26 protein-coding genes and 1 tRNA gene are annotated in these 22603 nt (G+C 60.3%); 8 read left to right on the top strand and 19 right to left on the bottom strand.

Translation table 11 applies throughout. The features are described 5' to 3' along the window. Positions 1-78: 78 nt before the first annotated feature. From ASD32_RS12590 to crcB, 4 genes are all read right to left on the bottom strand, one after another. Positions 79-864 (bottom strand): ATP12 family chaperone protein, encoded by a 786-nt coding sequence (locus tag ASD32_RS12590; RefSeq protein ID WP_060638382.1) that lies wholly within the window; start codon positions 862-864, stop codon positions 79-81. Beyond that, the gene (locus ASD32_RS12585) at positions 857-1522 is read right to left on the bottom strand and encodes an HAD-IA family hydrolase (RefSeq protein ID WP_060638381.1); all 666 of its coding nucleotides are present in this window, start codon (positions 1520-1522) and stop codon (positions 857-859) included. The genes ASD32_RS12590 and ASD32_RS12585 overlap by 8 nt, the downstream gene beginning before the upstream one ends. Then, on the bottom strand, positions 1522-2514 hold the full coding sequence (locus ASD32_RS12580) for an RluA family pseudouridine synthase (protein ID WP_060638380.1): 993 nt from the start codon (positions 2512-2514) through the stop codon (positions 1522-1524). Before ASD32_RS12580 ends, ASD32_RS12585 begins: the two co-directional genes overlap by 1 nt. A 125-nt stretch (positions 2515-2639) precedes the next feature. Continuing rightward, positions 2640-3017 (bottom strand): fluoride efflux transporter CrcB, encoded by a 378-nt coding sequence (crcB, locus tag ASD32_RS12575; RefSeq protein WP_060638379.1) that lies wholly within the window; start codon positions 3015-3017, stop codon positions 2640-2642. Positions 3018-3180: 163 nt separating this feature from the next. Here crcB and ASD32_RS12570 point away from each other — a divergent pair, with 163 nt between their 5' ends. Further along, positions 3181-3492, top strand: a complete 312-nt coding sequence (locus tag ASD32_RS12570) for a DUF1883 domain-containing protein (protein ID WP_060638415.1) — start codon at positions 3181-3183, stop codon at positions 3490-3492. 11 nt (positions 3493-3503) lie between these two features. Here ASD32_RS12570 and ASD32_RS12565 read toward each other — a convergent pair whose 3' ends face one another. The 8 genes from ASD32_RS12565 to ASD32_RS12530 form a co-directional block, all read right to left on the bottom strand. After that, a complete protein-coding gene (locus ASD32_RS12565; protein WP_060638378.1) occupies positions 3504-3878 on the bottom strand; it encodes a hypothetical protein in 375 nt (124 codons plus the stop codon). After that, on the bottom strand, positions 3878-4579 hold the full coding sequence (locus ASD32_RS12560; RefSeq protein WP_060638377.1) for an FRG domain-containing protein: 702 nt from the start codon (positions 4577-4579) through the stop codon (positions 3878-3880). The genes ASD32_RS12565 and ASD32_RS12560 overlap by 1 nt, the downstream gene beginning before the upstream one ends. Positions 4580-4640: 61 nt before the next feature. Beyond that, a complete protein-coding gene (gene fghA / locus ASD32_RS12555) occupies positions 4641-5474 on the bottom strand; it encodes an S-formylglutathione hydrolase (RefSeq protein ID WP_060638376.1) in 834 nt (277 codons plus the stop codon). A 75-nt stretch (positions 5475-5549) separates the two neighbouring features. Then, positions 5550-6197, bottom strand: a complete 648-nt coding sequence (locus ASD32_RS12550) for a DUF1345 domain-containing protein (protein ID WP_060638375.1) — start codon at positions 6195-6197, stop codon at positions 5550-5552. Between the two features lie 19 nt (positions 6198-6216). Beyond that, entirely contained in the window at positions 6217-6702 is a 486-nt protein-coding gene (locus ASD32_RS12545) for a YaiI/YqxD family protein (RefSeq protein WP_060638374.1), read from the bottom strand. A gap of 35 nt (positions 6703-6737) precedes the next feature. Further along, the gene (locus ASD32_RS12540) at positions 6738-7337 is read right to left on the bottom strand and encodes a hypothetical protein (RefSeq protein WP_156383159.1); all 600 of its coding nucleotides are present in this window, start codon (positions 7335-7337) and stop codon (positions 6738-6740) included. Positions 7338-7446: 109 nt separating this feature from the next. Beyond that, complete coding sequence (locus ASD32_RS12535) at positions 7447-8574, bottom strand: S-(hydroxymethyl)glutathione dehydrogenase/class III alcohol dehydrogenase (protein WP_060638372.1); 1128 nt, start codon at positions 8572-8574, stop codon at positions 7447-7449. A 90-nt stretch (positions 8575-8664) separates the two neighbouring features. Further along, positions 8665-9060, bottom strand: coding sequence for a helix-turn-helix domain-containing protein (locus tag ASD32_RS12530; protein ID WP_060638371.1), 396 nt, complete (start codon positions 9058-9060; stop codon positions 8665-8667). Between the two features lie 238 nt (positions 9061-9298). Between ASD32_RS12530 and ASD32_RS12525 the strand changes: the two genes are divergently transcribed. After that, the gene (locus ASD32_RS12525) at positions 9299-10195 is read left to right on the top strand and encodes a DMT family transporter (protein ID WP_060638370.1); all 897 of its coding nucleotides are present in this window, start codon (positions 9299-9301) and stop codon (positions 10193-10195) included. Positions 10196-10509: 314 nt separating this feature from the next. Then, positions 10510-11778 carry a hypothetical protein gene (locus tag ASD32_RS12520; protein ID WP_060638369.1) on the top strand — a complete coding sequence of 423 codons (1269 nt, stop codon included), beginning with the start codon at positions 10510-10512 and terminating at the stop codon, positions 11776-11778. Here ASD32_RS12520 and lipB read toward each other — a convergent pair. Then, positions 11739-12497, bottom strand: coding sequence for a lipoyl(octanoyl) transferase LipB (gene lipB, locus ASD32_RS12515; protein ID WP_060638368.1), 759 nt, complete (start codon positions 12495-12497; stop codon positions 11739-11741). The two genes, ASD32_RS12520 and lipB, sit on opposite strands and share 40 nt — an antisense overlap. Positions 12498-12692: 195 nt before the next feature. On the opposite strand from lipB, the gene ASD32_RS12510 reads away from it, so the two are divergent. Beyond that, a tRNA-Leu gene (locus ASD32_RS12510) sits at positions 12693-12777 on the top strand. 84 nt (positions 12778-12861) lie between these two features. Here the strand turns inward: ASD32_RS12510 and ASD32_RS12505 are convergent. After that, complete coding sequence (locus tag ASD32_RS12505; protein ID WP_060638367.1) at positions 12862-13365, bottom strand: peptide deformylase; 504 nt, start codon at positions 13363-13365, stop codon at positions 12862-12864. Between the two features lie 253 nt (positions 13366-13618). Here ASD32_RS12505 and mgtE point away from each other — a divergent pair, with 253 nt between their 5' ends. Further along, a complete protein-coding gene (mgtE, locus tag ASD32_RS12500; RefSeq protein ID WP_060638366.1) occupies positions 13619-15046 on the top strand; it encodes a magnesium transporter in 1428 nt (475 codons plus the stop codon). 165 nt (positions 15047-15211) lie between these two features. Next, positions 15212-15598 (top strand): MerR family DNA-binding transcriptional regulator, encoded by a 387-nt coding sequence (locus ASD32_RS12495; protein WP_060638414.1) that lies wholly within the window; start codon positions 15212-15214, stop codon positions 15596-15598. Positions 15599-15674: 76 nt separating this feature from the next. On the opposite strand, the gene ASD32_RS12490 is transcribed toward ASD32_RS12495, so the two are convergent. Together ASD32_RS12490 and ASD32_RS12485 are read right to left on the bottom strand one after the other, a co-directional pair. After that, entirely contained in the window at positions 15675-16709 is a 1035-nt protein-coding gene (locus ASD32_RS12490) for a DUF1624 domain-containing protein (RefSeq protein WP_060638365.1), read from the bottom strand. 96 nt (positions 16710-16805) lie between these two features. After that, entirely contained in the window at positions 16806-17498 is a 693-nt protein-coding gene (locus ASD32_RS12485; RefSeq protein ID WP_060638364.1) for a DUF599 family protein, read from the bottom strand. Between the two features lie 256 nt (positions 17499-17754). Between ASD32_RS12485 and ASD32_RS12480 the strand changes: the two genes are divergently transcribed. Then, complete coding sequence (locus ASD32_RS12480) at positions 17755-19155, top strand: L-serine ammonia-lyase (RefSeq protein WP_060638363.1); 1401 nt, start codon at positions 17755-17757, stop codon at positions 19153-19155. A 72-nt stretch (positions 19156-19227) separates the two neighbouring features. Continuing rightward, complete coding sequence (locus tag ASD32_RS12475; RefSeq protein ID WP_060638362.1) at positions 19228-19665, top strand: DUF1489 family protein; 438 nt, start codon at positions 19228-19230, stop codon at positions 19663-19665. A 64-nt stretch (positions 19666-19729) separates the two neighbouring features. Here ASD32_RS12475 and ASD32_RS12470 read toward each other — a convergent pair whose 3' ends face one another. The 3 genes from ASD32_RS12470 to ASD32_RS12460 form a co-directional block, all read right to left on the bottom strand. Then, positions 19730-19996 (bottom strand): hypothetical protein, encoded by a 267-nt coding sequence (locus ASD32_RS12470; RefSeq protein WP_060638361.1) that lies wholly within the window; start codon positions 19994-19996, stop codon positions 19730-19732. An 87-nt stretch (positions 19997-20083) separates the two neighbouring features. Continuing rightward, the gene (locus ASD32_RS12465) at positions 20084-21556 is read right to left on the bottom strand and encodes a D-alanyl-D-alanine carboxypeptidase (protein ID WP_060638360.1); all 1473 of its coding nucleotides are present in this window, start codon (positions 21554-21556) and stop codon (positions 20084-20086) included. Between the two features lie 187 nt (positions 21557-21743). After that, positions 21744-22478 carry a hypothetical protein gene (locus tag ASD32_RS12460; protein WP_060638359.1) on the bottom strand — a complete coding sequence of 245 codons (735 nt, stop codon included), beginning with the start codon at positions 22476-22478 and terminating at the stop codon, positions 21744-21746. Between the last annotated feature and the right edge of the window lie 125 nt (positions 22479-22603).

Below are 22603 nucleotides of genomic sequence, written 5' to 3'. Positions count from 1 at the left end.
TTCAAATGCCGAATTGAAAACACCCCCGTGCAGGGCGCTGCGCGGGGGTGTTTCTGTATACGCCGTTTGGCTTTGAAATCAGCGCAGCGCGTCGAGCGTCGATGTTGCCGCCTGCATGTCCCGCCAGCGGTTTTCCCGCCGCTGGAAAGCTTCGTCATCGGTGCCCCAATGCTCGATCTGCCAGTCCTCGTCGATATGAGCGAGTACCCAGGCTTCCTGAGCCGAGAGCCGTTTTTCGGCAAAGGCGATTGCGAGGAGGGCGGAGCCGGTCAGCGTGGTGATAGTGTGCAGGCAGGCCAGACCAAGCGGCGTGGCATAGGCCCGCAACGCCTCGGCAACACCGTTGATGGCGGCACGCGGCTGCACCTGATGCACGATGCCTTCGATCAGGATGAACCGTGCACCCAGCGCTTCCGCAGCCCAGGTGATCACCGGGTCCCATTGTTCGGACTGGCGGGCGGCCAAACCTTCGGGTTCGCCGGCGCGGTAACAGAGAAGATCGGTTCCGGCAAAGTTGAGGATGTCATCGAAGACGGCGCGGATATCCTTTGAAACACCATCGATCGCCGTATTGGCAAGCCGGGTGATCGGCATGGTCGCCGGGTCGATCTCGTCCTTCTGGGCATCCCATTCGGCAGCCAGCAGGCTGGCTGCAGCCGGCGTCGGCACCGTCAGATGGCGTTTGGCCGGCGTCCTCACCGGGCGCCCGTCAAGAAGAATGGCGTGGCCGCCGTCTTCCGCGGGCCCGATGCTGACGGTCTTGTAGAAACGCTTCGGCAGCGGCTTGTGCATCTGGATCTGCGCGCGGCGCACGGGATCCGGGTCGCTCAAGGCGCCATGCAGGTCGTCGCGGATATCAGGCATGATGTGTCTCCATCCATTCCAGAATGTCATGCGGGGTGCGGGCAATGAAATCGGCGCCGGCCTCGATCAGCTCGGGAACACTCGCATAGCCCCAGGCAACGCCGATGGCGGATGCGCCGGCACTCTTGGCCATCTGCATATCGTAGATCGCATCACCGATAACGACGGTATCCTCAGCGTCAACACCGGCCTCGCTGCAGCATTCCGTCACCATGGCCGGATGCGGCTTGGAGGGGCAGTCGTCGGCCGTGCGTGAAACGAAGAATGTCTTTTCATAACCGTGGCTTGCGCAGATTTGATCAAGTCCGCGGCGCGACTTTCCCGTAACGGCACCCAGAAGCAGTTCGTCACGGCGCATCAAGTCGGCGAGCAAGGGCGCGATGCCGTCAAACAGCGGCTCGCGAAAATTCATCTCCTCGCGCACGCCGCCATAGATTTTCTTGTAATGCGCGGTCATCGCCAGGGCGCGATCATCGACATGCGGCTGGTGCATCAGCCGGGCAATGGCGATATCCAGAGTCAGGCCGATAATGCTCTTGGTGGCATCCAGCGAAACACGTTCCAGGCCGAAATCCGCAAAGGTGCGGGCCATGACCTCGTGGATGAGCCCGGCGCTATCAACCAGGGTTCCGTCGCAATCGAAGAGAGCAAGTTTCATCAGTCGTCGGCTTCCTCGGCACTGGCCATGTCGAAGCCGATCAGGTTCCAGCTCTGCACCATATGCTGCGGCATCGGCGCGGTCACGATCAGGCGCCCGCCATCGGGATGCGGCACATCGATACGCCGGGCATGCAGATGCAGCTTGTTTTGTACGCCGCCTGGGAAGGCCCAATTGAACTCGGCGCCGAAATATTTCGGGTCGCCGATGATCGGGTGGCCGATATGGGCGGCATGGACGCGTAGCTGGTGGGTGCGGCCCGTGTAGGGCTCCATCTCCAGCCAGGTCAGGTTCTGGCCTGCTGTTTCGATGGTCCGGTAGTAGGAGACCGCATGATCGGCGCCGTCCTCGCCATGCTTGGCGATGCGCATGCGGTCGCCGTCCGGCGTCTGTTCCTTGACCAGCCAGGTCGAGATCTTGTCTTCGCGCTTGCGCGGCACGCCCTTGACCAGCGCCCAATAGGTTTTCTTGGTATCGCGCTCGCGAAACGCAGCCGTCAGCTTTTGAGCGGCACCGCGGGTGCGGGCAATGACCAGAACACCGGATGTGTCGCGGTCGAGCCGGTGCACCAGGCGTGGCTTTTCGCCCCTGGGGCTCGTCCAGGCGTCCAGCATGTCGTCGATATGGCGGTTGATGCCCGAGCCGCCCTGAACGGCGATCCCCGGCGGCTTGTTGAGAACGATCACCTTGGCGTCTTCATGCAGGAGCATGCGCGACAGGAGTTCGTGGTCGGAGGCATGACGAAGGTCGCGGCCGGCGATCGGGCCTGTGCGTGTCTTCGGGTCCACTTCCATCGGCGGAATGCGCACGACCTGACCGGGCTGGACGCGCATGTCCGATTTGACCCGGCCGCCATCGACACGCACCTGGCCGGAGCGCAGCAGTTTTTGCAGCGGACCAAAGCCCAGGCCCGGATAATGGACCTTGAACCAGCGATCGAGCCGCATGCCCGCCTCGTCGGATTCGACCTGCTTGTGTTCAATACCCGCCATTTTATTCTACCTGCATCCAATTGCCATAGCGCCCCGGCAATGGTGCCGACCGGAAATCCGTGCGCAAACTGATATGACAGAGCAGGCCGGTCCCGATCGGACGCATGGCGCTCTGAGAGGTCCCTTTAGACCATTGCGCGCATAAGGGCCAGCCCGGCAAACACCGCGAGAGCCGAAAGAAGCACGCTGGAAGCCACATAAATCAAGGCCGTGACCGGTTCGCCGCGTTCCAGGAGCGTCATCGCGTCAAGCGAGAAGGCGGAAAAGGTCGTGTAGCCGCCGAGAATGCCGGTGATCAGGAACACCCGCATCTCCACGGACGCGCCGAATTTGCGGGCGATCGTCTCGGCAAGGACGCCGATCAGAAAGGATCCAGTAATGTTGACGGTCAGCGTGCCCCACGGAAATGCCGGGCCGAAGCTGCGCAGCGTCCACAGCCCGACGAGATAACGCAGAACCGAACCAACGGCGCCACCGGCGGCAACGAGCAAGATATGTGTCATGAACAATGCCTTAGCCGAAACCGGCGGCACGGAAAAGATGGCCGCCCATTCTGGTACAGCTGAAACGGCGCCCGTATCTCTGGCTGTTCGCCGGAAAACCAACTTTTAACACGCAAATTCTAACATGCCCGTCTCTGGCCAGGCTGTTTCAAGCGGACATGCAATGACAAAACAGAAGTTCAGCTTCACCCATTACGATCTCAAGCAGCAGCGCGCAGGCGTGACCGTCGAGATCACCCTGTCGGCGGTCGCCAATGTCCGGCTGATGACGCCGAACAATTTCCAGCTCTATACGGAAACGCTGAAACACCAGTTCGTCGGCGGCGTGGCGCGCAAATCACCGATCCGGCTCACCATCCCGCAATCCGGTCACTGGCATCTGGTCGTCGATATGGAAGGTCATCACGGCCACTGCGAATCCAGCATCCGCATCGTGGAACCCGCCACACGGCCACGGTTTCAGTCGGCGTCTTAAGGCGGGTTCGCCTATTCAAAGAACGAGGACGTATCGACATCCACTGAGTCGATTTTCACAGTTTCCTGGTCAAAATGTCCGTTAACATATGCTGGAAAAGACTCGCTGGATGACAGAGAATCGGCGCCGTCGCCATAATTGAGCTTCACGTAGACTGTTGCGACGACCTGAAATTTCCCGTCGCCTGACTCAAACGTTCCTTCCGGAACTGCTTCCAAGCCATCAAATTCAGTCCGTTCGGACAAGCCGTCCAATTCGCTCCAATTGGGATCGCTCGCAAAATCATACTGGCCGACAGCCTTTATGACTTCCGCCTTTCGCTCAGGATTTTCGAACTTGTTGAGTTCAAATATATCTGGCGTTACCCTATTTGCTGAACTGTTCATTATCTGACCGCACCCAATCCTACGCCAGCAGCATATTGCCAACTCAATCTAGCACATAATCCGTCCAGCCCGCCCATAATTCGCTGATGGTCAATTCCGAAGGCAAACAGCCGTCTTTGAAAGAAGCTGCGCACATCCCGTGGAATATCGAAGCTTATCTGACCGCTGGGAAGCCACGGACTGTCCGGCTGATGATGACAGCTGAATATTCCGCTTTGAGACACGATCCGAACGGTAATGGAGCGTGGAAGCAGGAAACCCGTCTGCGAAATTGCGAGCGGTTCTCTGTGATAGCCGGTATCGATGATGTGATCCGATGATACCCGGGTGGCTATAACAGTTGCATCGCGATCAAGCGGCGCAGAGGTCGTCGCGAAATAGGCGGCGACCAGAGGGTTGGATGTCCAGTCGAGCAATCGTGTCGGCATTCCGTGATGCTGCGCCAGCGCAATCAAGTCCCAGCGGTTCAGTTCCTGATGCCCGAAAAATTCTGTTGCGCGGCGCGCAAATATCTCGAGCAAAGCAGTTTCGTCTATCAGCCGGTATTTGCTTTTCCTGCCAATGCTTGGCTGGAGCTTATAACTGACATCCGGATGTCCCCGATACACCCATCGGGAGTCAGCATGTTGCGTTGTCCATGTCAGAAAATCTTGCCAGACGTCCTGCTGTCTTTTGCGTCGCTCTTTTTGATTTTCAGACACTTCGCGGCTCCGGTTTCGAGATTTAAATTCGATACGGAAGCCGCGTTTGTCAATATTATATTCAACCTAGACGTTCAGCATGCCATTTCAGGTGGTCGTCCATGAAGGACGAGATGAAATAGTAGGAATGGTCGTAGCGTTCGTGCAGGCGCAAAGTGAGCCCGATGCCGGTGTCTTTGATGGCCTCCTCGAACAGCCATGGCCGCAGGCCGTTTTCCAGGAAGTTGTCGGCCTTGCCCTGATCGATCAGGAATTCCGGGAAGCGCGCGCCATCCTTCACCAGGGCGCACGCGTCGTATTGACGCCAGTTCGCCTTGTCCTCGCCAAGATATTTCTCGAAGGCGCCGATCGACCAGTCGGCTGTCGATGGCTCGACGATCGGCGCGAAGGCCGAGCAGCTCTTGAACCGGCCGGAGTTCTTCAGCGCGATGGTCATGGCACCGTGGCCGCCCATCGAATGGCCGAAAATGCCCTGGCGGGCCATATCGACGCGGAAGTGCTGGGCAACGAAGGCCGGCAGTTCGTCGGTGATGTAGGTGTACATCTGGTAGTTTTCGGCCCAGGGCGCTTCCGTCGCATCGAGATAGAAGCCGGCGCCCTTGCCCATCTGCCAATTGGTCAGTTCGTCAGGCACATCGCTGCCGCGCGGGCTGGTGTCGGGGCAAACGATAATCAGGCCGAGTTCCGCCGCCATCCGGCGGTATTCGCCTTTTTCCATGACATTAGCATGAGTGCAGGTCAGGCCGGAGAGATACCAGACGACCGGGCAGGGCGTGGTGATCGCCTGGGGCGGAATGAAGACCGCAAAGGTCATCTCGACCCCGCAGGATTGTGAATCATGCGAAAAAACGCCCTGCATGCCGCCAAAGGCGGTGTTTTGCGAAAGGACTTTCAAGCTGTGCTCCCTTGAAGCTGAAACGCACCGGCGCGGTTTGCGCCCATTGCGTCACGGTTTTGCGCGACGCGCGCTTTAGGCCAGCGACACCGCCGCATTGACTGCGGCCGCCACCAGCACGGTGTTGAAAAAGAACGAGACAACGGCATGCAGCAGATTGATCTTGCGCATGGCGGTCGTGGTGATGGCGATATCCGAGGTCTGCGCCGTCATGCCGATGACGAAGGCGAAGTAAAGGAAATCGTAGCCTCCGGGTTCTTGAGTGCTTGGAAAATCCAGGCCGCGTTCGTCGCTCTCGGCCGCCTGCAGGCTCCAGTAAGTGTGGGCATAGTGCATCGCCGCCATCGTATGGATCGTCAGCCAGCCCAGCGTCACCGACGAAAATGCCAGAACGAGTTCCAGCGCCGTCTCCTTGGCCCCGGCATTGAGCGCCATGAACAGCGAGACGAGCGAGAGCGCCGCCGTTGCCAGCGTCACAGCAAAGATGATGATGGCCGGTTCGTCGTTACGGGCCGCGTGATGTTTCAGGTAGGCGCCGGTCAGCCTGTGCATACGGGCGCCGATCATCACGAGATAGACGAGGAAGAAGACCACTGCGGCCAGATTGACCGCCAAAGCGGGTATCGCAAACAGGCAGACCGCAAATGTCACCGCAGCACAGATGCCGCCGGCGTAGAATGGCGTGTGGCGGCGATGCGTGATCTTTGTCTCCGGCATGCTCATGAGGGATCCCGATCTGCTATCAGCGTTGTTTGACGCGGCGGCAAAGCCGGTCGAGCGTTTCGAGAAAGGCCGAGCGGTCGCGCGGCGAGAAGGCGGCATTGTAGCCCTTGCTTTCGCCGGTCTCGCGCAAATGCGCGCCGAGATCCCGCATGGCCGTCGCCATGCCGATATTGGCCTTGTCGAAGATGCGGCCCGTCGGTCCCGTCACCTGCGCCCCGGCGGCAACGCAGCGCCCGGCGAGCGGCACATCGGCGGTAATCACGATGTCGCCGTCGCGTGCCCGCTCGGCGATCCAATCATCGGCGGCGTCAAAACCGGCGGACACGATCACATTGCGCACCATCAGGTCACGCGAGGGCCTAAGGCCGGAATTGGCGACCAGCACCACCGGCAGTTCATGGCGCTCGGCCACCTTCAGGATCTCCGGCTTGACCGGGCAGGCGTCGGCATCGACATAGATGGTGCTGGCTGGCTGGATGGTGTCCGGCTGGGTTATATCTGACATGGCTGCTCGTACCGCTTCATTCGTGCTATTGCGTGTCATGGCCGGGCGGCCGGGCTGCTCATCGGCTTCATCGCCTCGCCGGCCGGTGCTTTCGGCCGTTCCAGCGACCGGGAGCGACCGGTGGGGATCCAGGTTTCCGTCGAAATCGTCTCGCCATCTCCGTATGCCCAATGCCCTTTCCAGGAACCATCCGGCTGCAGATCATATTGCGAAATTCCAAAACCGCTGCCGTTACCGTAGCCGATGGTGATCATATCATCATCCACCGAGGCAACACCCGTGGTTGCCGTATTCCCCCGCCTGCCGCCGATGCCGACGCCGGTCGAGCTCATCCCGGCAATGGTCCATTCCACCGAATAGGTTTCGCCGGTTCGGCGGACGGCGACGGTTCCCTGATATTCGCCGCCATCATCGGGATTGATGCCGGTGACATCATAGGTCCCAACGGGATCGGCGAGCGCCGGTCTGGAAAGGGCAGGGATGGAAAGGGCGGCGGCCAGCAAGAGACCGGCAATGCCAAAACTGCGCCTGTTCATTCCGCCCTCACGCTTTCGTCTGCGAAACCAGCTCTGGTTTCTGTCTTCGAACGCATAGCGGTCCGGCCGTTCGAAATCCAGAACCATATGGCGCTGCAAACAATTCCTGGACGGACAGACCTTGGAAAGCCAAGCGCCGCGCCTTCAAAAGACGCGGCGCCCAATTTTGTGACCGAAACGATCCAAAAATCGTGGTTGCTGTTTGCCGTTAGTAGATCACCACGCTGCGGATGCTTTCGCCCGCATGCATCAGGTCAAAACCCTTGTTGATATCCTGAAGCGGCATCGTGTGGGTGATCATCGGGTCGATCTGGATCTTGCCTTCCATGTACCATTCGACGATCTTCGGCACATCGGTGCGGCCGCGCGCGCCGCCAAAGGCGGTGCCCATCCAGTTGCGGCCGGTGACCAGCTGGAACGGACGCGTGGAGATTTCCTGGCCTGCACCTGCAACGCCGATGATGACCGACTTGCCCCAGCCGCGATGCGAACTTTCCAGCGCCTGGCGCATCACCTTGGTATTGCCGGTGCAGTCGAACGTGTAGTCGGCACCGCCGATCGTGTCGCCGTTACGCTTGGTCAGGTTGACGAGATAGGGAACGATATCGTCGCCGACTTCCTTCGGATTGACGAAATGCGTCATACCGAATTTCTCGCCCCAGGCCTTGCGGTCGTTGTTGATATCGACGCCGATGATCATGTCGGCACCGGCAAGGCGCAGGCCCTGCAGGACGTTGAGGCCAATGCCGCCGAGACCGAAGACGATCGCCGTCGAGCCGACCTCGACCTTGGCCGTGTTGATGACGGCGCCGATGCCGGTGGTGACGCCGCAGCCGATATAGCAGATCTTGTCGAACGGCGCGTCCGGATTGACCTTGGCGAGCGCGATCTCGGGCAGAACCGTGAAATTGGCGAAGGTCGAGCAGCCCATATAGTGGAAGATCTTGTCCTTGCCGATGGAAAAGCGGCTGGTGCCATCCGGCATCAGGCCCTGTCCCTGGGTGGAGCGGATCGAGGTGCACAGGTTGGTCTTGCGCGACAGGCAGGAATAACATTCGCGGCATTCCGGCGTGTAGAGCGGAATGACGTGATCGCCTTTCTTCAGCGAGGTGACGCCCGGGCCGACATCGACGACGATACCGGCACCCTCATGGCCGAGAATGGCCGGAAACAGGCCTTCCGGGTCGGCGCCCGACAGCGTGAATTCGTCGGTATGGCAGATGCCTGTCGCCTTGACTTCGACCAGCACTTCGCCGGCGCGCGGGCCGTCGAGCTGGACCGTCATGATTTCGAGTGGCTTGCCTGCCTGCACGGCAACGGCGGCGCGTACGTCCATTGTTGTTCTCCCTCGTCTGAATTTGCGCCACAATTGCAGAGTGGCCGGTGGCGCTCAAGCCGGAATCGGCTGAGAATCGATGTTTAAATCCTACATGTCCTGTAGGACGCGGTTGATCTCCATCTCAAGAGCGGAGATCGCCTTTCCCGTCTGCTCGTGCAGTTTCTTCACTTGCGCCAGCTGATCGCGCAACTGTCCGGAGACGGTATTGGACAGTTCGTCCTTCGGCGCTTCGCCGATCCCGGCGATCAGCCAGGCCGGTGTGACCCCCAGCACGCCGGCCAGCATGAACAACCGGTTGGTGCGCGGCTCGGAGCGGTCGCGCTCCCAGGCCGAAATCGTATCGCCGCGAACGCCGAGCTGGTTGGCAAGGTCCTTGACCGAGAGGTTCATCGCATCGCGCGCCCGCCAGATGCGGCCCCCCAACGTGTCGTTGTCGCTTGGCCTGCGCAACATTGCCAGGGCGGTTTCCGTCGATAGACGCATCGGTCTCTCCTTTTTGCCTTTGGGGCTTGGGTGGGTCGAGTTCCGGGGCGGCCGCGATTGCGGTCGAAGACTTCACTGTTGCAATTTATAGAACCTGCTGCGAAATTGGACACCCTTCCACGTCAAAAATACCGCCAAAAGCGTCTTCTGTGCGCGTCCTTTTCCGGACGGCGCCCACAATCGGATATCTCCCGTGACCCCATCTTCGCCGAGTGCCGTAGCACCCACGCATACTGTTATGCAGGGACTTGCCATCATGCTGGGGGCGATGATCATCCTGCCCTGCATGGACGCGATCGCCAAATACATGGCGGTCTATCAGGGCATGTCGCCGGCGCAGGTGACCTTTTACCGGTTCTTCTTCCAGCTGGTTTCCGTGCTGCCGGTGCTTCTATCGACCGGTGGCCTGCGCGCGCTCAAACCCCAGCGGCTCTGGTTCAACCTGTTGCGCGGCGTGCTCCTCGCCGCCGCCGCCTTGCTGTTTTTCATCTCGGTCAAATACATGCCGCTTGCGGACGTCTTCGCCATCTATTTCGTCGAGCCCTTTATCCTCACCTGCCTTTCGGCCCTGATCCTGCACGAAAAGGTCGGCTGGCGGCGCTGGCTCGCCATCTTCGTCGGGTTCGGCGGCGCCATGATCGTCATCCAGCCGAGTTTCGAGATTTTTGGGCTCAAATCCCTGTTGCCGGTCTTCTGCGCCTTCCTGTTTGCCTGCTATCTGCTGCTCAACAGTGTGGTTGGAAATGCCGATACACCCCTGACGATGCAGACCATTGCCGGCATCGGCGGCTCGCTGTTCATGGTTGCCGCCATCGCCGTCGGCTATACCGCAGGCTCGGTGGATTTTATTCCGTCACTGCCGCATTCCACGCTGGGCTGGGTTCTGGTCATCGCGCTCGGCACCATCTCCGGCTACGGCCATCTGATGGTGGTCAAAGCGTTTCAGGCGGCGCCGGTATCGCTTCTGGCGCCGTTCCATTATCTGGAGATCATCACCGGCACGGTGCTGGGATTCCTGATTTTCAGTGAATTCCCGACACTGTCGAAATGGCTGGGCATCGCCATCATCATCGGCTCGGGCCTGTTCATGATCTGGCGCGAACGCCGGGCCGGATTAATGCTCAAATTGGAGTGAATCCATCAAGCCTCTGCTAACAAACATTCTTTCCGGATTGGCAACTGAAGCCGTCTAGGTTCACTTCAGTTTCATGATGAAACGGGAGAGGAAGCGATGGATGACCGTCGTATTTCTTGTCCGGCATGTTCCATCGCCGGGAAGACACGGCTGATGCTCGGTTCAATCGCCGTTTCGCATCGGCTGAGTCTTTTCTCCAGGGATTATCGCGTCGCAAGAGGCGGTAATCCCTATGGCGATCCGCAGCAGCCTCCCGTACGATTTTTCACGCTCCATCGCCCGCCGTCCGGCTGGCGATCAAGGGAAGGGCGCCTATGGCCACGCATGCACCGGCGATCGCGCTTCTTGTCATTAATGTCGGGCTTCTCTGGCTTCTTCTCGCTTTTCCCGTGGGTGTGCGGACCATACGGGTCAGCCGGACGTTTCATGCCAGCCGGGACAAGATCTGGAACGCCATCTTTCCGCTGGGCCTGTCGGCAGACTGGCACCATTCGGTTTTGACCAGCCAAAGCTTTGCAGACGCACCCGACCGGGTGCAGCAGACCTATACCCATCTCGACCGGCACGGCGAACCGATCGTCCGCACGTTGCAGATCACGCAATCGCTCTCCGGTACCGAATACACCGCACGCGTGCTGGAGGACAGCGCCCTCGACGCCGCCTTCTGGACGGATTTTTCCGAGCGCCGCCGTCTTGTCGGGGACGGAGATGTGATGCACCTGACGATCGAGCAGACCGACCGCTATCGTGGCCTGGCCTTTCTGATCTTCCGCTTCTTTTCCCTGCGGCGCGAGATGAAATCCCTGCAGCAATGGCTCGACACCGGCGAGAGCAAACCGGCGCGCGCCGTCTTCGAGCATCCGCTGGTCCAATGCGGATTGGCGGTCTTATCGACGCTGCTCTTGTGGCCGTTCTTTGGTCTTACCCGTGGCGGACTGGTGTTATCGACGCTTTTGACGTTGGTCATCGTGCTGCACGAATTGGGGCATCTGGCTGCCTATCGCGCTTTCGGCCACCGGAAGGTGCGGATGATCTTCGTGCCACTGTTAGGCGGCATCGCCATTGGCGGCCGGCCCTATAATTCGCTCTTCGAGGTTGCCACCTGCGCGCTGATGGGGGCGGGCCTGTCGGCGTTCCTCATCCCCGCCGCCATCATCCTGCACAAGGCTGCCGGCCATGGCACGTTCGGCTCGGGAACGGCGGTGCTGATCTTCCTGCTGATCCTCGGGGCATTCAACCTGCTCAATCTGTTGCCGATGAACCGGTTCGATGGCGGCCAGGTCCTGCGCCAGGTTTTCCGCTCCCGCAGCGGGCGGATGGTGGGAAGCTTCCTCATCACCCTGATCATTGCCGCTGTCGGCTGGCGGGTCGGCCTGTCGGCGCCGGCCCTTCTGGCGGGGCTTGCCGTATTTGCCCTGTTGAGCATGATGGGCAGCACCGGCGTCAAGCCGCGCCACCGCCTGGACGAGATGACAGGCAGCCAGCGGATCCTCAGCGGCCTGGGGCTCTACTCCGCCGTGGCGCTGCACGGCTACGCCGTCGTCTATGCGACGGACCGGTTGTTTTCCTGGTCGCAGGGCTGACAGCCGAGATCATTGACCGCCGGGCCGAAAATAGTCTCGAAGGCCTGGCGAAGCTTGATGTCGACATCGGTCATCATCACCGGCAGGCCGAGATCGACCAGGCTGGTGACGCCATAGCCACGAATGCCGCACGGTACGATACCGTCGAAATGGTCCAGTTCTGGATCGACATTCAGCGACATGCCGTGAAAGCTCACCCACCGGCGCAGGCGGATGCCGATCGCGGCGATCTTGTCTTCCGCCATCGAACCGTCCGGCAGGCTCGGCCGGTCGGGACGCCGCACCCAGACGCCGACCCGGTCCTCGCGCCGCTCACCCCTGACATTCATGCTGGCAAGCGTCTCGATGACCAGGCTCTCGATCGCTGCGACAAAGGCGCGGACATCCTGCTTGCGCCGCTTCAGGTCAAGCATGACGTAAACCACGCGCTGCCCTGGGCCATGATAGGTATATTCGCCGCCGCGTCCGGTCTGAAACACCGGAAAACGGCCGGGCATCACGAGATCGGCGGCATCAGCGCTGGTGCCGGCGGTATAGAGCGGCGGGTGTTCGACCAGCCAGACCAGTTCGTCGGCTTCGCCGGCGGCAATGGCTGCGGCCGCGCGCTCCATCGTTTCGACTGCGTCTGCATAATCGACCGGGGAGGGCGCGATTCTCCACCGCACCGGCGGACAGCCTTCGGCTGCAAAGAAGGTTTTCTCCAGATTTTCGCGCTGCATGGTCGAAGCAATCCCGTTGATTTACTTTTCTAAATGGTACGTCAAAGGCCAAGAGTCCAGCATTCTCAGGCACGCGCCAACCAGCCTGTTGAAATAGTTGATCCCGCCGTCAACTTTCTGTCATCCTGCCCTTGTGCACCCCAAATGCTTTTGCTACATGCAGCCCCGCCGGAGCAATTCGGCATCTACCACGATGCGGTCGTGGCGGAATTGGTAGACGCGCAGCGTTGAGGTCGCTGTGGGGCAACCCGTGGAAGTTCGAGTCTTCTCGACCGCACCATTTGGCTCTCGGGCCAAACAAGAAACCCGCTTCGAGCGGGTTTTTTTGTTTCTTCAGACCGGATAAATTGTTGTTTTCTCCAGCTTATCCTTGTGCTTTCTCCTGCTTTGCAAAGCGTTTGACCGCCCGCTCTCGCTTCAGCCGCGACAATCTTTGAACCCAGAAAATGCCGTCGAGTTGATCGATCTCGTGCTGGAGGCAGATGGACAGGAGGCCTGAGGCTTCCTCTTCCTTCACGTCGCCAGCCAAGGTCTGATAGCGCACCCGCACGCTGTTTGGACGCGTCACGTCTTCGCTGATACCGGGCATGGAGACGCTGCCTTCCGCATGCGAGATCGTCTCAGTGGACGACCAGATGATTTTCGGATTGACGTAGGTTTTCACGCCGGATTGAGCGTCGAGCTCAGTGACTGTCAGGCGCTGCAGCACGCCGATATGCGGCGCCGTGATGCCGATACCGGGCGCGGCCCGCATCGTGTCGAGAAGATCTGCCGCAAGAGCCGCCAGCGCGTCGTCGAATTCCACCACCGCTGCGGCGGGCAGGGCGAGCTGCGGATCGGGAAAACGCAGGATCGGTCGTCTGGACAAGGGCTGGCTCCATCGTATTTGCTCGCTCAGAGCTAAACATTTCACATGATTTTGCAACAGCTTGCGCAAAAACGCGGGTACGATCGGATTGGCGGCCCATAGGGTGGTGGACCTCATCCGTTTGTTGGGTTAGCAGGACAGTGCGGTTCGCTTTTCAAGCGCGCCACAGTCACCAGTCTGAGACATTGCCTTCCTGCTCCCGTCCGGCCCTGCCGGCGTCTTGGATGGCTGCAATTCTTTTGAGGGCGGGCAGATGAGCAGTACCGGCGAGCAGGACAAAGACCGCAATCCCCCCGAAGCCGATGTTTATGACGGCTCGGATATCTACGCCGAAGATGGCTCGGTGCGCTCCGACTATCTGATGCATGTCGGTGCTGCCATTGCCGACCGCGATCTTCTCTATCTGCGCCAGCACGTTGCGCGGCTGCATGCATCGGAAATGGGCGACCTGCTCGAGGCAATCCAGCAGGACCAGCGCCGGGCGCTGGTGTCGCTGCTCGGCGACGATTTCGACCTGTCGGCCCTGACCGAGGTGGACGAGGCCATCCGTCTCGATATCGTCGAGCATCTGCCCAACGAGCAGATCGCCGCAGCCCTTGGCGAAATGGATTCCGACGACGCCGTCTACATTCTGGAAGACCTCGACCAGGAGGACCAAGAAGAAATCCTGTCGAAGCTGCCCTTTACCGAACGGGTGCGGCTGAGGCGGTCGCTCGATTATCCCGAAAGCACGGCCGGACGCCGCATGCAAACGGAATTCGTCGCGGTGCCGCCATTCTGGACGGTCGGCCAGACCATCGACTACATGCGCGAAGACGAAAATCTTCCAGAAAGCTTTACCCAGATCTTCGTTATCGACCCGACCTTCAAGCTGCTCGGCGCGCTTGATCTCGACCGCGTGCTGCGCACCAAGCGCTCCGTCAAGATCGAGACCATCATGCGCGAGACCAACCATCCGGTGCCGGCCGAGATGGACCAGGAGGAGGCAGCTCAGCTTTTCGAGCAGTACGACCTTCTGTCGGCCGCTGTGGTCGATGAGAACAACCGCCTGGTCGGCGTGCTGACCATCGACGACGTGGTCGACGTCATCCAGGAAGAAGCCGAAGAAGACTTGATGCGCCTTGGCGGCGTCGGCGACGAGGAACTGTCCGATTCGATCGTCAGCACGTCGCGCTCGCGCGTTCCATGGCTGATGGTCAATCTGTTCACCGCCTTTCTGGCCGCCTCGGTGATCGGCCTGTTCGAAGCGACGATCCAGCAGATCGTCGCGCTGGCCGTGCTGATGCCGATTGTCGCCGGCATGGGCGGCAATGCGGGTTCGCAGACCATGACGGTCACGGTGCGCGCGCTCGCCACCCGCGACCTCGATATTCACAATGCCTGGCGCGTCGTGCGCCGCGAGGCGGGGGTGGGGCTTTTCAATGGCATGCTGTTCGGCGTTCTGATCGGCATCGTCGCCGGCGCCTGGTTTCAGGACTACAATATCGGCGGTATCATCGCCGCCGCTATGCTGATCAACATGATCGCTGCAGCGCTCGCGGGCATCATGATCCCGTTGCTGCTTGACCGTTTCGGCGCCGATCCCGCTGTATCCTCGGCCGTTTTCGTCACGACAGTCACCGATGTCACCGGTTTTCTCGCCTTTCTCGGGCTTGCGACCTGGTGGTTCCGGGTCAGTTGACATCCGGCAAAAGTTTGACTTTTACGTCAAAGTCAATCAGACTGCCCTTTCGCATCGTGATGGCCCCGATTCCGGCCTGTTGACCGGTGCAACACTTCAACCGCAGGCGCATGATCAAGCACATTCAGCCTGATTTTGAACATTGCGGCGCAAGGCGAGGCAGGCGTGAACAAGTACTATACCATTACCGAGCTGACACGGGAATTCGGCGTTTCGACCCGCACGCTGCGCTTCTATGAGGACGAGGGGCTGATCCACCCGGAGCGGCGCGGCAGGACACGGCTGTTCCGCTCGGCAGATCGCCGCCTGATCATGGAAATCCTGCGTGGCCGCCGTATCGGCTTCACCATCGCGGAGATCCGCGAGATCATCCAGGTCTACCGCGACCCGCCGGGCGAGGCCGGTCAGCTGCGCCTGCTGATGAAGCGTGTCGAAGAAAAGCGCGACGAACTCAACCAGAAGCGCAAGGATATCGAGGAAACGCTGGAGGAACTCGGCAATGTCGAGGAAGCGTGCCTCACCCGTCTCGCCGAAATCGGCGTCGGTACCTGAACCGCTTTTACAATTTTTTCTCGAGCATCACCCGCCGCCACAAAGCCGCTGCGGGTAAGCGGCGGCTGTGGAGCGCTCAGCGGCCCGGCGCAACGGGATCTGATCCCTGTCCGCTGTCCTGTGACTGAAGGGTGCATTGCCCGGCGATAAGCGACACGCGCTCGTCGTTGACATCGATCTTGCCCTGGTTCAGCGGTTCAAACAGATTTTCTTCCATCAGCTTGTCCAGCGTGCAGCTGCAAAATGTGGTGCAGATCGCAGCACTTTCCTGCAAGCTGCAGGAGGCCACGCAGTTGTTTTGATAGGTGACGAGCGGATCGGGCTTGGCCGCCGGAAAGCCCAGCGAATAGGCATAGACCAGCGCGAACAACAGCGGCTGGTGCACGAGATAGATGATCAGGCTGTGACGGCCGGCTGCCGTGAGCGCGCTTTTCCAGCGTGCACTGCCATCGCTGCGCAGTTTTTCAAACCATCCGAAGCTGAAAGCAATGCGCGCGATGGCGATCCCGGCAAGAAATGGTGCGAGCCAGGGAAGCAACGGCACGTAATCGTTGGAGCGCGGCACTGTTTCCGACAGTCCCCCCCACCAGAGCGCCGGTGCGTCGAAAAAGGAAGAGCGCAGATAGTATGGTGCGGCGAAGGCGCAGGCGGCGGCAACAAGCGTAATAACCGCAGGCAGGCGCAGGAAGACAAGGCCGATCAGGCTGGCCGCAGCTATCGAATGCAGGATGCCGAAGAAAATGAAACTGTCTGGAAAGGCAAACCAGGTGGCGATGGTGATGACCAGGGCTGCAGCCGCGATCTTGGCAAAGCGGATGGCGAAGGGCCGGGCCTTGAAGACCGGATAATGGCCAAGCACAAGCCCGACACCCGCCAGAAACAGGAAGCTGCTGGCAATCATCCGCGCATAGATCTTGAAACCGCCGGTTCCGACCGTGCCCGCATCGAGATAGCCGAAATATTCAAGATCCCAGGAAAAGTGATAGGTCGCCATGGCGATCAGAGCGACGCCGCGCAGCGCGTCGATTGCCCATATCCGGCCACGTGGGGCTGCGGCGGCCGGATGTGTGGCGCCGTTGTCGGTTTCGGTGGCTGTGTTGATATTCGGCATCACTCTATCTTTTCTGAACAGGCGGCATCTTGGACCAGCAGGCTTGGCGCAACGCATTATGGGTGTGCCTGCCCGAGATTGGCTTCCTCAAGACTTTCAGGGGTTTGTGTCGTCAAGAAGGGCTTCGCGCGCCTCCGAATAGAATTGCCGCCGCGTCAGCACGAAGATGACGAAGACAGTCAGCGCCATGAAGACGTAGGGGCTGATGAACCAGCCGAGATAGCCGATCGACAGGAAGACGCTGCGCAATCCGGCATTGAAATGCTTGGCGGCGAGAATGTTCATCTTGGCAGCGCGCCCGGCGGCGCGTTCGGCTCGGGGGCGATCCTGCAGAATATCCGACATCATCGGAATGCCGCCGACGAGAATGGAGCAGTAGTTGAACAGACGGTAGGACCAGGCGAACTTGAAGAAGGCATAGGCAAACAGGCAGGCCAAGCCGCCGACTTTCAGCTCGAACGCCGTGCGCCCGCCATGAAACACATAGGGCAGGTCGCCCATGATTGCTTCGACCCGGTCCGTGGCACCCAGAAGCGCGAAACAGCCACCGAGCGCAAAGATCGTCGTGGACGCGAAAAAGGCGGTGCCGGCCTGCAGTCCGGCGACGATCTGGGTGTCGATCATCTTCAGGTCGCGGTTGAGCGAATTGAGCAGCCAGCGCCGCCGGTTCTCCATCATCAGCCGCGTCAGGCTGATGCGCTTGAGATGCACTTTGCCGTCCGTGGCCCAGTTGTAACCGGTCCATAGCAATGCAAAGACCGCCAATGCGATGTAATCTGTCAGTGTCATGCCTCGTTTTTGGCATGGTTTGCTAAAATTGCAAGGCATGGTGAAAGTTTAACCCACCCCTTGAAATCCATGGGCGGGCATGGCGACTTATGAGTGAGGAATCGTGCTACAGCCACCGGCGGCCACCCGTGTCGCATGCACAGGAGCAGATGTCGGTTGATCGCCTGATGACGGGCGCAGGATGGCCTAGTTTCGATGCAATGATCGTGGTCCGGCAGCATTGTCCGGTCTTCACAAGCCCTGGGGCGGAGTTCGCATGTTTCTTTCGGTTTTTGACGTTTTCAAGATTGGCATCGGCCCCTCCAGCTCGCATACGATGGGACCGATGTCGGCGGCCAACCGCTTTCTCGATCTCATTCTCTCAAGCGACTGGCCACGCCCGGCCAATGCGGCGGTCGCGTCGATCAAGTCCAGCCTGCACGGATCGCTGGCCTTTACCGGCATCGGCCATGGAACGGGCAGGGCGGTGATCCTCGGCCTGATGGGCGAGCGCCCGGACCGCGTCGATCCCGACCGGATGGATCCGATCATCGACGAAGTCGAACGCACCGGACGCATCACGCCCCCCGGCCATCCCGCTTACGAATTCCAGCCGAAGACCGATCTTGTTTTCGACAAGAAGGTTCCGCTGCCCGGCCATGCCAACGGCATGTCCTTCTCCGCCTTCGACAAGGACGGACGCCTGCTGTTGAAGCGCGTCTATTATTCCATCGGCGGCGGTTTCGTCGTCACCGATACGGAACTGGAAGCCCTGAAGGCGAGCAAGACCAAGCCCGGTGGCGTCAAGGTTCCCTATCCCTTCTCCAGCGCAAAGCAGATGCTCGACATGGCGCGCCATTCCGGCCTGTCGATTGCCCAGATGAAGCGGGCCAACGAGGAATGTTCGGTATCGGCCGAAGAGCTCGACGAGGGGCTCGACAAGATCTGGGCCGCGATGAAGAGTTGCATCGACCGTGGCCTGAGCGGGTCGGGCATTTTGCCTGGTGGCCTGAAGGTCCGCCGCCGCGCCGGCATGATCCATGACAAGCTGCAGGACGAATGGCGTTCCAACAAGATCAATCCCTTGCTCGCCAACGATTGGCTGAGTGTCTATGCCATGGCGGTAAACGAGGAAAATGCGGCAGGCGGCCGCGTCGTCACCTCTCCGACCAATGGCGCCGCCGGCGTCGTTCCCGCAACGATCCGCTATTATCTGCATTTTCATGAGGATGCCGATCATCACGGCATTCGCGATTATCTGCTGACGGCGGCGGCGATCGGCGGCATCATCAAGTTCAATGCCTCGATTTCCGGTGCCGAGGTCGGCTGTCAGGGCGAAGTCGGTTCGGCATCTGCCATGGCGGCAGCGGGTCTTGCCGCCGTCATGGGCGGTACGCCGGAGCAGATCGAAAATGCCGCCGAAATCGCGCTGGAACATCATCTCGGCATGACCTGCGATCCCATTGCCGGTCTTGTCCAGGTTCCGTGCATCGAACGCAATGCGCTGGGCGCCGTCAAGGCGGTCACGGCGGCCTCCCTGGCGCTCAAGGGCGACGGCCAGCATTTCGTGCCGCTCGACGCCTGCATCGAGACGATGCGCCAGACCGGCTTCGATATGCATGACAAGTACAAGGAAACCTCGACGGGCGGGCTTGCCGTCAACGTCGTGGAGTGCTGACACCAACCCAGCTGTGGAGCGGCCGGACAACAGGCTTGACCGCGACCGCTCTGCGGGTGTTCAACTCCGGCCATGGCCTTGCATCTCATCAAGCTCTGCGTCGGGGCAGAATCGATTGACGACCTTCGTGAATGGGTGTCGCGCAAAGCGCTGACGGCTGTCGCCGCCGGTCTGGAGCCGCATTCCTATCACACGACGCGCATGGTCCCCAAGCGCGTCGAGGAATTGCTGCAGGGCGGATCGCTCTACTGGGTGATCAAAGGGCAGGTCCAGGCCCGCCAGCGGCTGACTGGCATCGAGACCTTCACCGACGGCGAAGGCATCGGCCGCTGCAATCTGATTTTGGGCCCTGAGGTCATCGAGACCACCTATCAGCCGCGCCGCGCTTTTCAGGGCTGGCGCTATCTGCAGGACAATGAAGCCCCGCGCGACCTGTCGGCGCTTGGCGCTGGTACGGCGGAAATGCCGCTGGAACTGCGCCGCGAACTGGCCGAACTCGGCCTTCTCTAAACATGATTGTAACTACGAAAAAAGCCCGGCATGACCGGGCTTTTCTCATTGTCATATGTCGCTGTTAGCGGAGCCGCAGCCGGATCGGGTAGCGCCCGGAAGGCGAGGTCACATGCACATGGATCTGTGCATCCGGCTGTGTCGAGCGCCATGCACGGGCCCCATGCGTCAGAAGCAGCGTCACCAGATCCTTGGTCTTCGAGCGCGGGCGGCTGCCGAGTTCGGCGATCCGCATTGCCGCTTCATGCAAGGGGTGCAGGCCAGAACGCGGCGACTTGCGCTTCTTGTCCGGCGCGGGCGTCATGCCCGGTCCATTCTCATTCATTCCCATAACTGACCTCGTTACGCAAAACCAAATCCGAGGAGGATCACCGGCAAACGCAACACGCCGCTGATCGAAACTGTTGTCATGCCGTTTTTACTGAGCGCTTGCCCAGCAGGCAAAGCCCTTGCTTTTCAGAGACTTGCAGGCGGAAAGAGCCTTGTTCTGGTCGGAGAAGCCGCCAAAGCGCGCCCGGTAGAGATGGCCGTCGCCGCTGGCAAAAGCGACCGTGAAGGGCGTTGCACCACGCAGCGCCTTGCCGCCCTTGTCCTTGGCATTTGCGAGGAGTGCTGCTGCCTGGCCCTTGTCCGGCGTGGCACCGATCTGGATGACCCAGCCGGCTGGCGCCGTGTCGGCAATATCTGCGGTTTCAGCGGCCTGCTTGGCAACGGAATTGGTGATCTGGTTGTCCACATCAGCAGCCGAGGCCGGCGCTGCCTTGGCAAGCTTCTGGCTCTGCGCTTCCAGCGTGTTCGGCTGGGCATTCTGGCGCAGAAGCGGATTGGCGCTGGCCTTGACCGGTGCCGCATAGGCAACTTCGATGCTCTTGGTGGTTTCGCCGCTATAGCGGAAATCCGGAACCGGGCCGTTGCTCGGCAGGTTGAAGCTACCGCCGGTCGCAGCCACGATGGTTTCTGCCGGACGTTCTTCAGCCTGGACCATGGTCGGCGCATCGGCCGTCTCGGCCACGAGATTGCCACCGCCACGGCGCGAAGCCGATGGCATATATTTGGCAACGAGTGCACGCATCTGCGCATCGCGGGCACCACCGGACTTGCCGCCCATGACGACGCCGACGATGCTGCGGCCGTCGGCCTGAGCCGAGGTCACGAGGTTGAAGCCTGCAGCCCGGGTATAGCCGGTCTTGATGCCATCGACGCCGCGCACATTGCCGAGCAGACGGTTGTGATTGCCGATCGTCTGTTTGCCGAAACGGAAGCTGCGGGTGGAGAAATACGAATAATATTGCGGGAAATGCTGGCGAAGCGCCATGCCAAGCCGGGCCTGGTCGCGTGCCGTGGTCATCTGCGCGTCGTTCGGCAGGCCGTTGGCGTTGCGGTAGGTAGTGCGGGTCATGCCGAGCGCGCGCGCCTTGTTGGTCATGATGCGGCCAAAGCGTTCTTCGGAGCCGCCGAGCAGTTCGCCAAGGGCGGTCGACGAATCATTGGCGGAGCGCGTGACCATGGACAGGATGGCCTGTTCGACGGTGATCGCATTGCCGGAACGCACGCCAAGCTTCGATGGTGGCTCGGCCGATGCATTCTTGGAGAAGGTGACGGGCGTGTCCTTCCTGATCTTGCCGGCTTCCAGCGCCTCGAAGGTCAGGTAGAGCGTCATCATCTTGGTCAGCGATGCCGGATAGCGCAAACTGTCGGCATTCTCGCTGTAAAGAACCTTGCCGGTCTTTGCATCGACGACGATGCCCGCATATTCGGCAGCGGAGGCGACGGAGACCGCAGTGAATGTGGCGGTCAGCGATATCAGCAGGACCCGGCATGCCTTCTTGAAAAATAGGACAGACGGAGCGGAGCCGTTGAATATGGTTTGGGACACTTCACTACTCTTCATTCTATTTTCACAGATGTCGTCCGGGCGAGGCCTCCAGAAACGACTGTTCTCGAAACACTAGCGGGATAGCGTTACCAATCGGTTTATGATGAATGATTGGTTTCTGCTGTTGGACAGTTCTTTTGCATTTCGGCACAGGCGTCAAAACCGGATGGCGCCGCGAAACGGTTTCGCGGTGAGCGGCCGGTCAGGGGATCAGTCTCTTGTTCAGGAATGCCTCAACGGCGGTGTCGATGGCCTGCCATTGTGGCAGCAATTGGCTGGAAAACCGATAAAGCACAACAAGATCACGGCCGATGTGGATATCGCGCTGGCAATCGGCGCTGGTGGAGAGCGCAGGCGTTGCCGGCATCATGCAGCGCACCGCATACGGTGTGCCGCCATCCCGGTTCGCGGTGAAGAAGACTTCCTCGCCGTAACCCGAATTTTGTTTCATTTCATGCCGCACCAGTCCCGCCGGGCCGGGCAGGAGCTTGCCGCTGAAAAGATGCTGGTAGATGGGCTCGATCCGTCCCGACATGTCGCGTGACATCGTGCTCTGCGAAATATCGAGGAAAAGCAGTGCGCCGGGCTGGCTGACATCGTTGAACAGCGCCCGCGTCTCGTCCGTATAGCCCTGCATTCCCGGCCAGGTGAGGTAGAGATCGACCCGTTCGGCGCGCCCGGTTTCGCGTTGCTGCTCGAAGCGGATGACATTGGCGGAAAACCGCAGATGATCCTGGCCGATAAGGATATCGGTGGGTTCCGTGCTGGTCGTGTGCCCGGCCAGCGCCAGGTTTTCTCCATACCAGCGGCCGGCAAGGCTGATCGTTGCCGTCAAAGCTGCCAGGCTCACGGCCGCAGCCGTCAGCATGCAGATGAAACGCGAGGAGATCAGCGGAGCGTGATCGTCAGGACCGGCAGTTGCTGCATGGACTGTCATCGATGGTTCGCGGTCTTCGTGTCGTTGACGGAGGGTATCGCTAAAGGTCTTGCCTGTGCCGGGATGGAACAGCCGCTGGTTCGCGGATTTTCAAGCTTGAGACGTGAGGACAGGCTCGCCCAACA

Origin of the sequence: Rhizobium sp. Root483D2 (assembly GCF_001426685.1) — a bacterium.
Lineage (GTDB): Bacteria > Pseudomonadota > Alphaproteobacteria > Rhizobiales > Rhizobiaceae > Pararhizobium > Pararhizobium qamdonense.
The sequence above is the reverse complement of the archived record's forward strand: the minus strand, read 5'-3'. Positions and strand labels throughout refer to the sequence as shown.

Excerpts from the sequence above, each read along its gene's own strand:
- ASD32_RS12490 (WP_060638365.1), bottom strand. The coding sequence starts at position 16,709 with ATGCCGAATATCAACACAGCCACCGAAACCGACAACGGCGCCACACAT.
- ASD32_RS12585 (WP_060638381.1), bottom strand. The coding sequence starts at position 1,522 with ATGAAACTTGCTCTCTTCGATTGCGACGGAACCCTGGTTGATAGCGCC.
- ASD32_RS12525 (WP_060638370.1), top strand. The coding sequence starts at position 9,299 with ATGCAGGGACTTGCCATCATGCTGGGGGCGATGATCATCCTGCCCTGC.
- ASD32_RS12480 (WP_060638363.1), top strand. The coding sequence starts at position 17,755 with ATGTTTCTTTCGGTTTTTGACGTTTTCAAGATTGGCATCGGCCCCTCC.
- ASD32_RS12545 (WP_060638374.1), bottom strand. The coding sequence starts at position 6,702 with ATGTCAGATATAACCCAGCCGGACACCATCCAGCCAGCCAGCACCATC.
- ASD32_RS12580 (WP_060638380.1), bottom strand. The coding sequence starts at position 2,514 with ATGGCGGGTATTGAACACAAGCAGGTCGAATCCGACGAGGCGGGCATG.
- ASD32_RS12520 (WP_060638369.1), top strand. The coding sequence starts at position 10,510 with ATGGCCACGCATGCACCGGCGATCGCGCTTCTTGTCATTAATGTCGGG.
- ASD32_RS12550 (WP_060638375.1), bottom strand. The coding sequence starts at position 6,197 with ATGAGCATGCCGGAGACAAAGATCACGCATCGCCGCCACACGCCATTC.
- ASD32_RS12590 (WP_060638382.1), bottom strand. The coding sequence starts at position 864 with ATGCCTGATATCCGCGACGACCTGCATGGCGCCTTGAGCGACCCGGAT.
- lipB (WP_060638368.1), bottom strand. The coding sequence starts at position 12,497 with ATGCAGCGCGAAAATCTGGAGAAAACCTTCTTTGCAGCCGAAGGCTGT.
- ASD32_RS12570 (WP_060638415.1), top strand. The coding sequence starts at position 3,181 with ATGACAAAACAGAAGTTCAGCTTCACCCATTACGATCTCAAGCAGCAG.
- ASD32_RS12530 (WP_060638371.1), bottom strand. The coding sequence starts at position 9,060 with ATGCGTCTATCGACGGAAACCGCCCTGGCAATGTTGCGCAGGCCAAGC.
- ASD32_RS12460 (WP_060638359.1), bottom strand. The coding sequence starts at position 22,478 with ATGACAGTCCATGCAGCAACTGCCGGTCCTGACGATCACGCTCCGCTG.
- mgtE (WP_060638366.1), top strand. The coding sequence starts at position 13,619 with ATGAGCAGTACCGGCGAGCAGGACAAAGACCGCAATCCCCCCGAAGCC.
- ASD32_RS12475 (WP_060638362.1), top strand. The coding sequence starts at position 19,228 with ATGGCCTTGCATCTCATCAAGCTCTGCGTCGGGGCAGAATCGATTGAC.
- ASD32_RS12485 (WP_060638364.1), bottom strand. The coding sequence starts at position 17,498 with ATGACACTGACAGATTACATCGCATTGGCGGTCTTTGCATTGCTATGG.
- ASD32_RS12470 (WP_060638361.1), bottom strand. The coding sequence starts at position 19,996 with ATGGGAATGAATGAGAATGGACCGGGCATGACGCCCGCGCCGGACAAG.
- ASD32_RS12565 (WP_060638378.1), bottom strand. The coding sequence starts at position 3,878 with ATGAACAGTTCAGCAAATAGGGTAACGCCAGATATATTTGAACTCAAC.
- crcB (WP_060638379.1), bottom strand. The coding sequence starts at position 3,017 with ATGACACATATCTTGCTCGTTGCCGCCGGTGGCGCCGTTGGTTCGGTT.
- ASD32_RS12535 (WP_060638372.1), bottom strand. The coding sequence starts at position 8,574 with ATGGACGTACGCGCCGCCGTTGCCGTGCAGGCAGGCAAGCCACTCGAA.
- ASD32_RS12465 (WP_060638360.1), bottom strand. The coding sequence starts at position 21,556 with ATGAAGAGTAGTGAAGTGTCCCAAACCATATTCAACGGCTCCGCTCCG.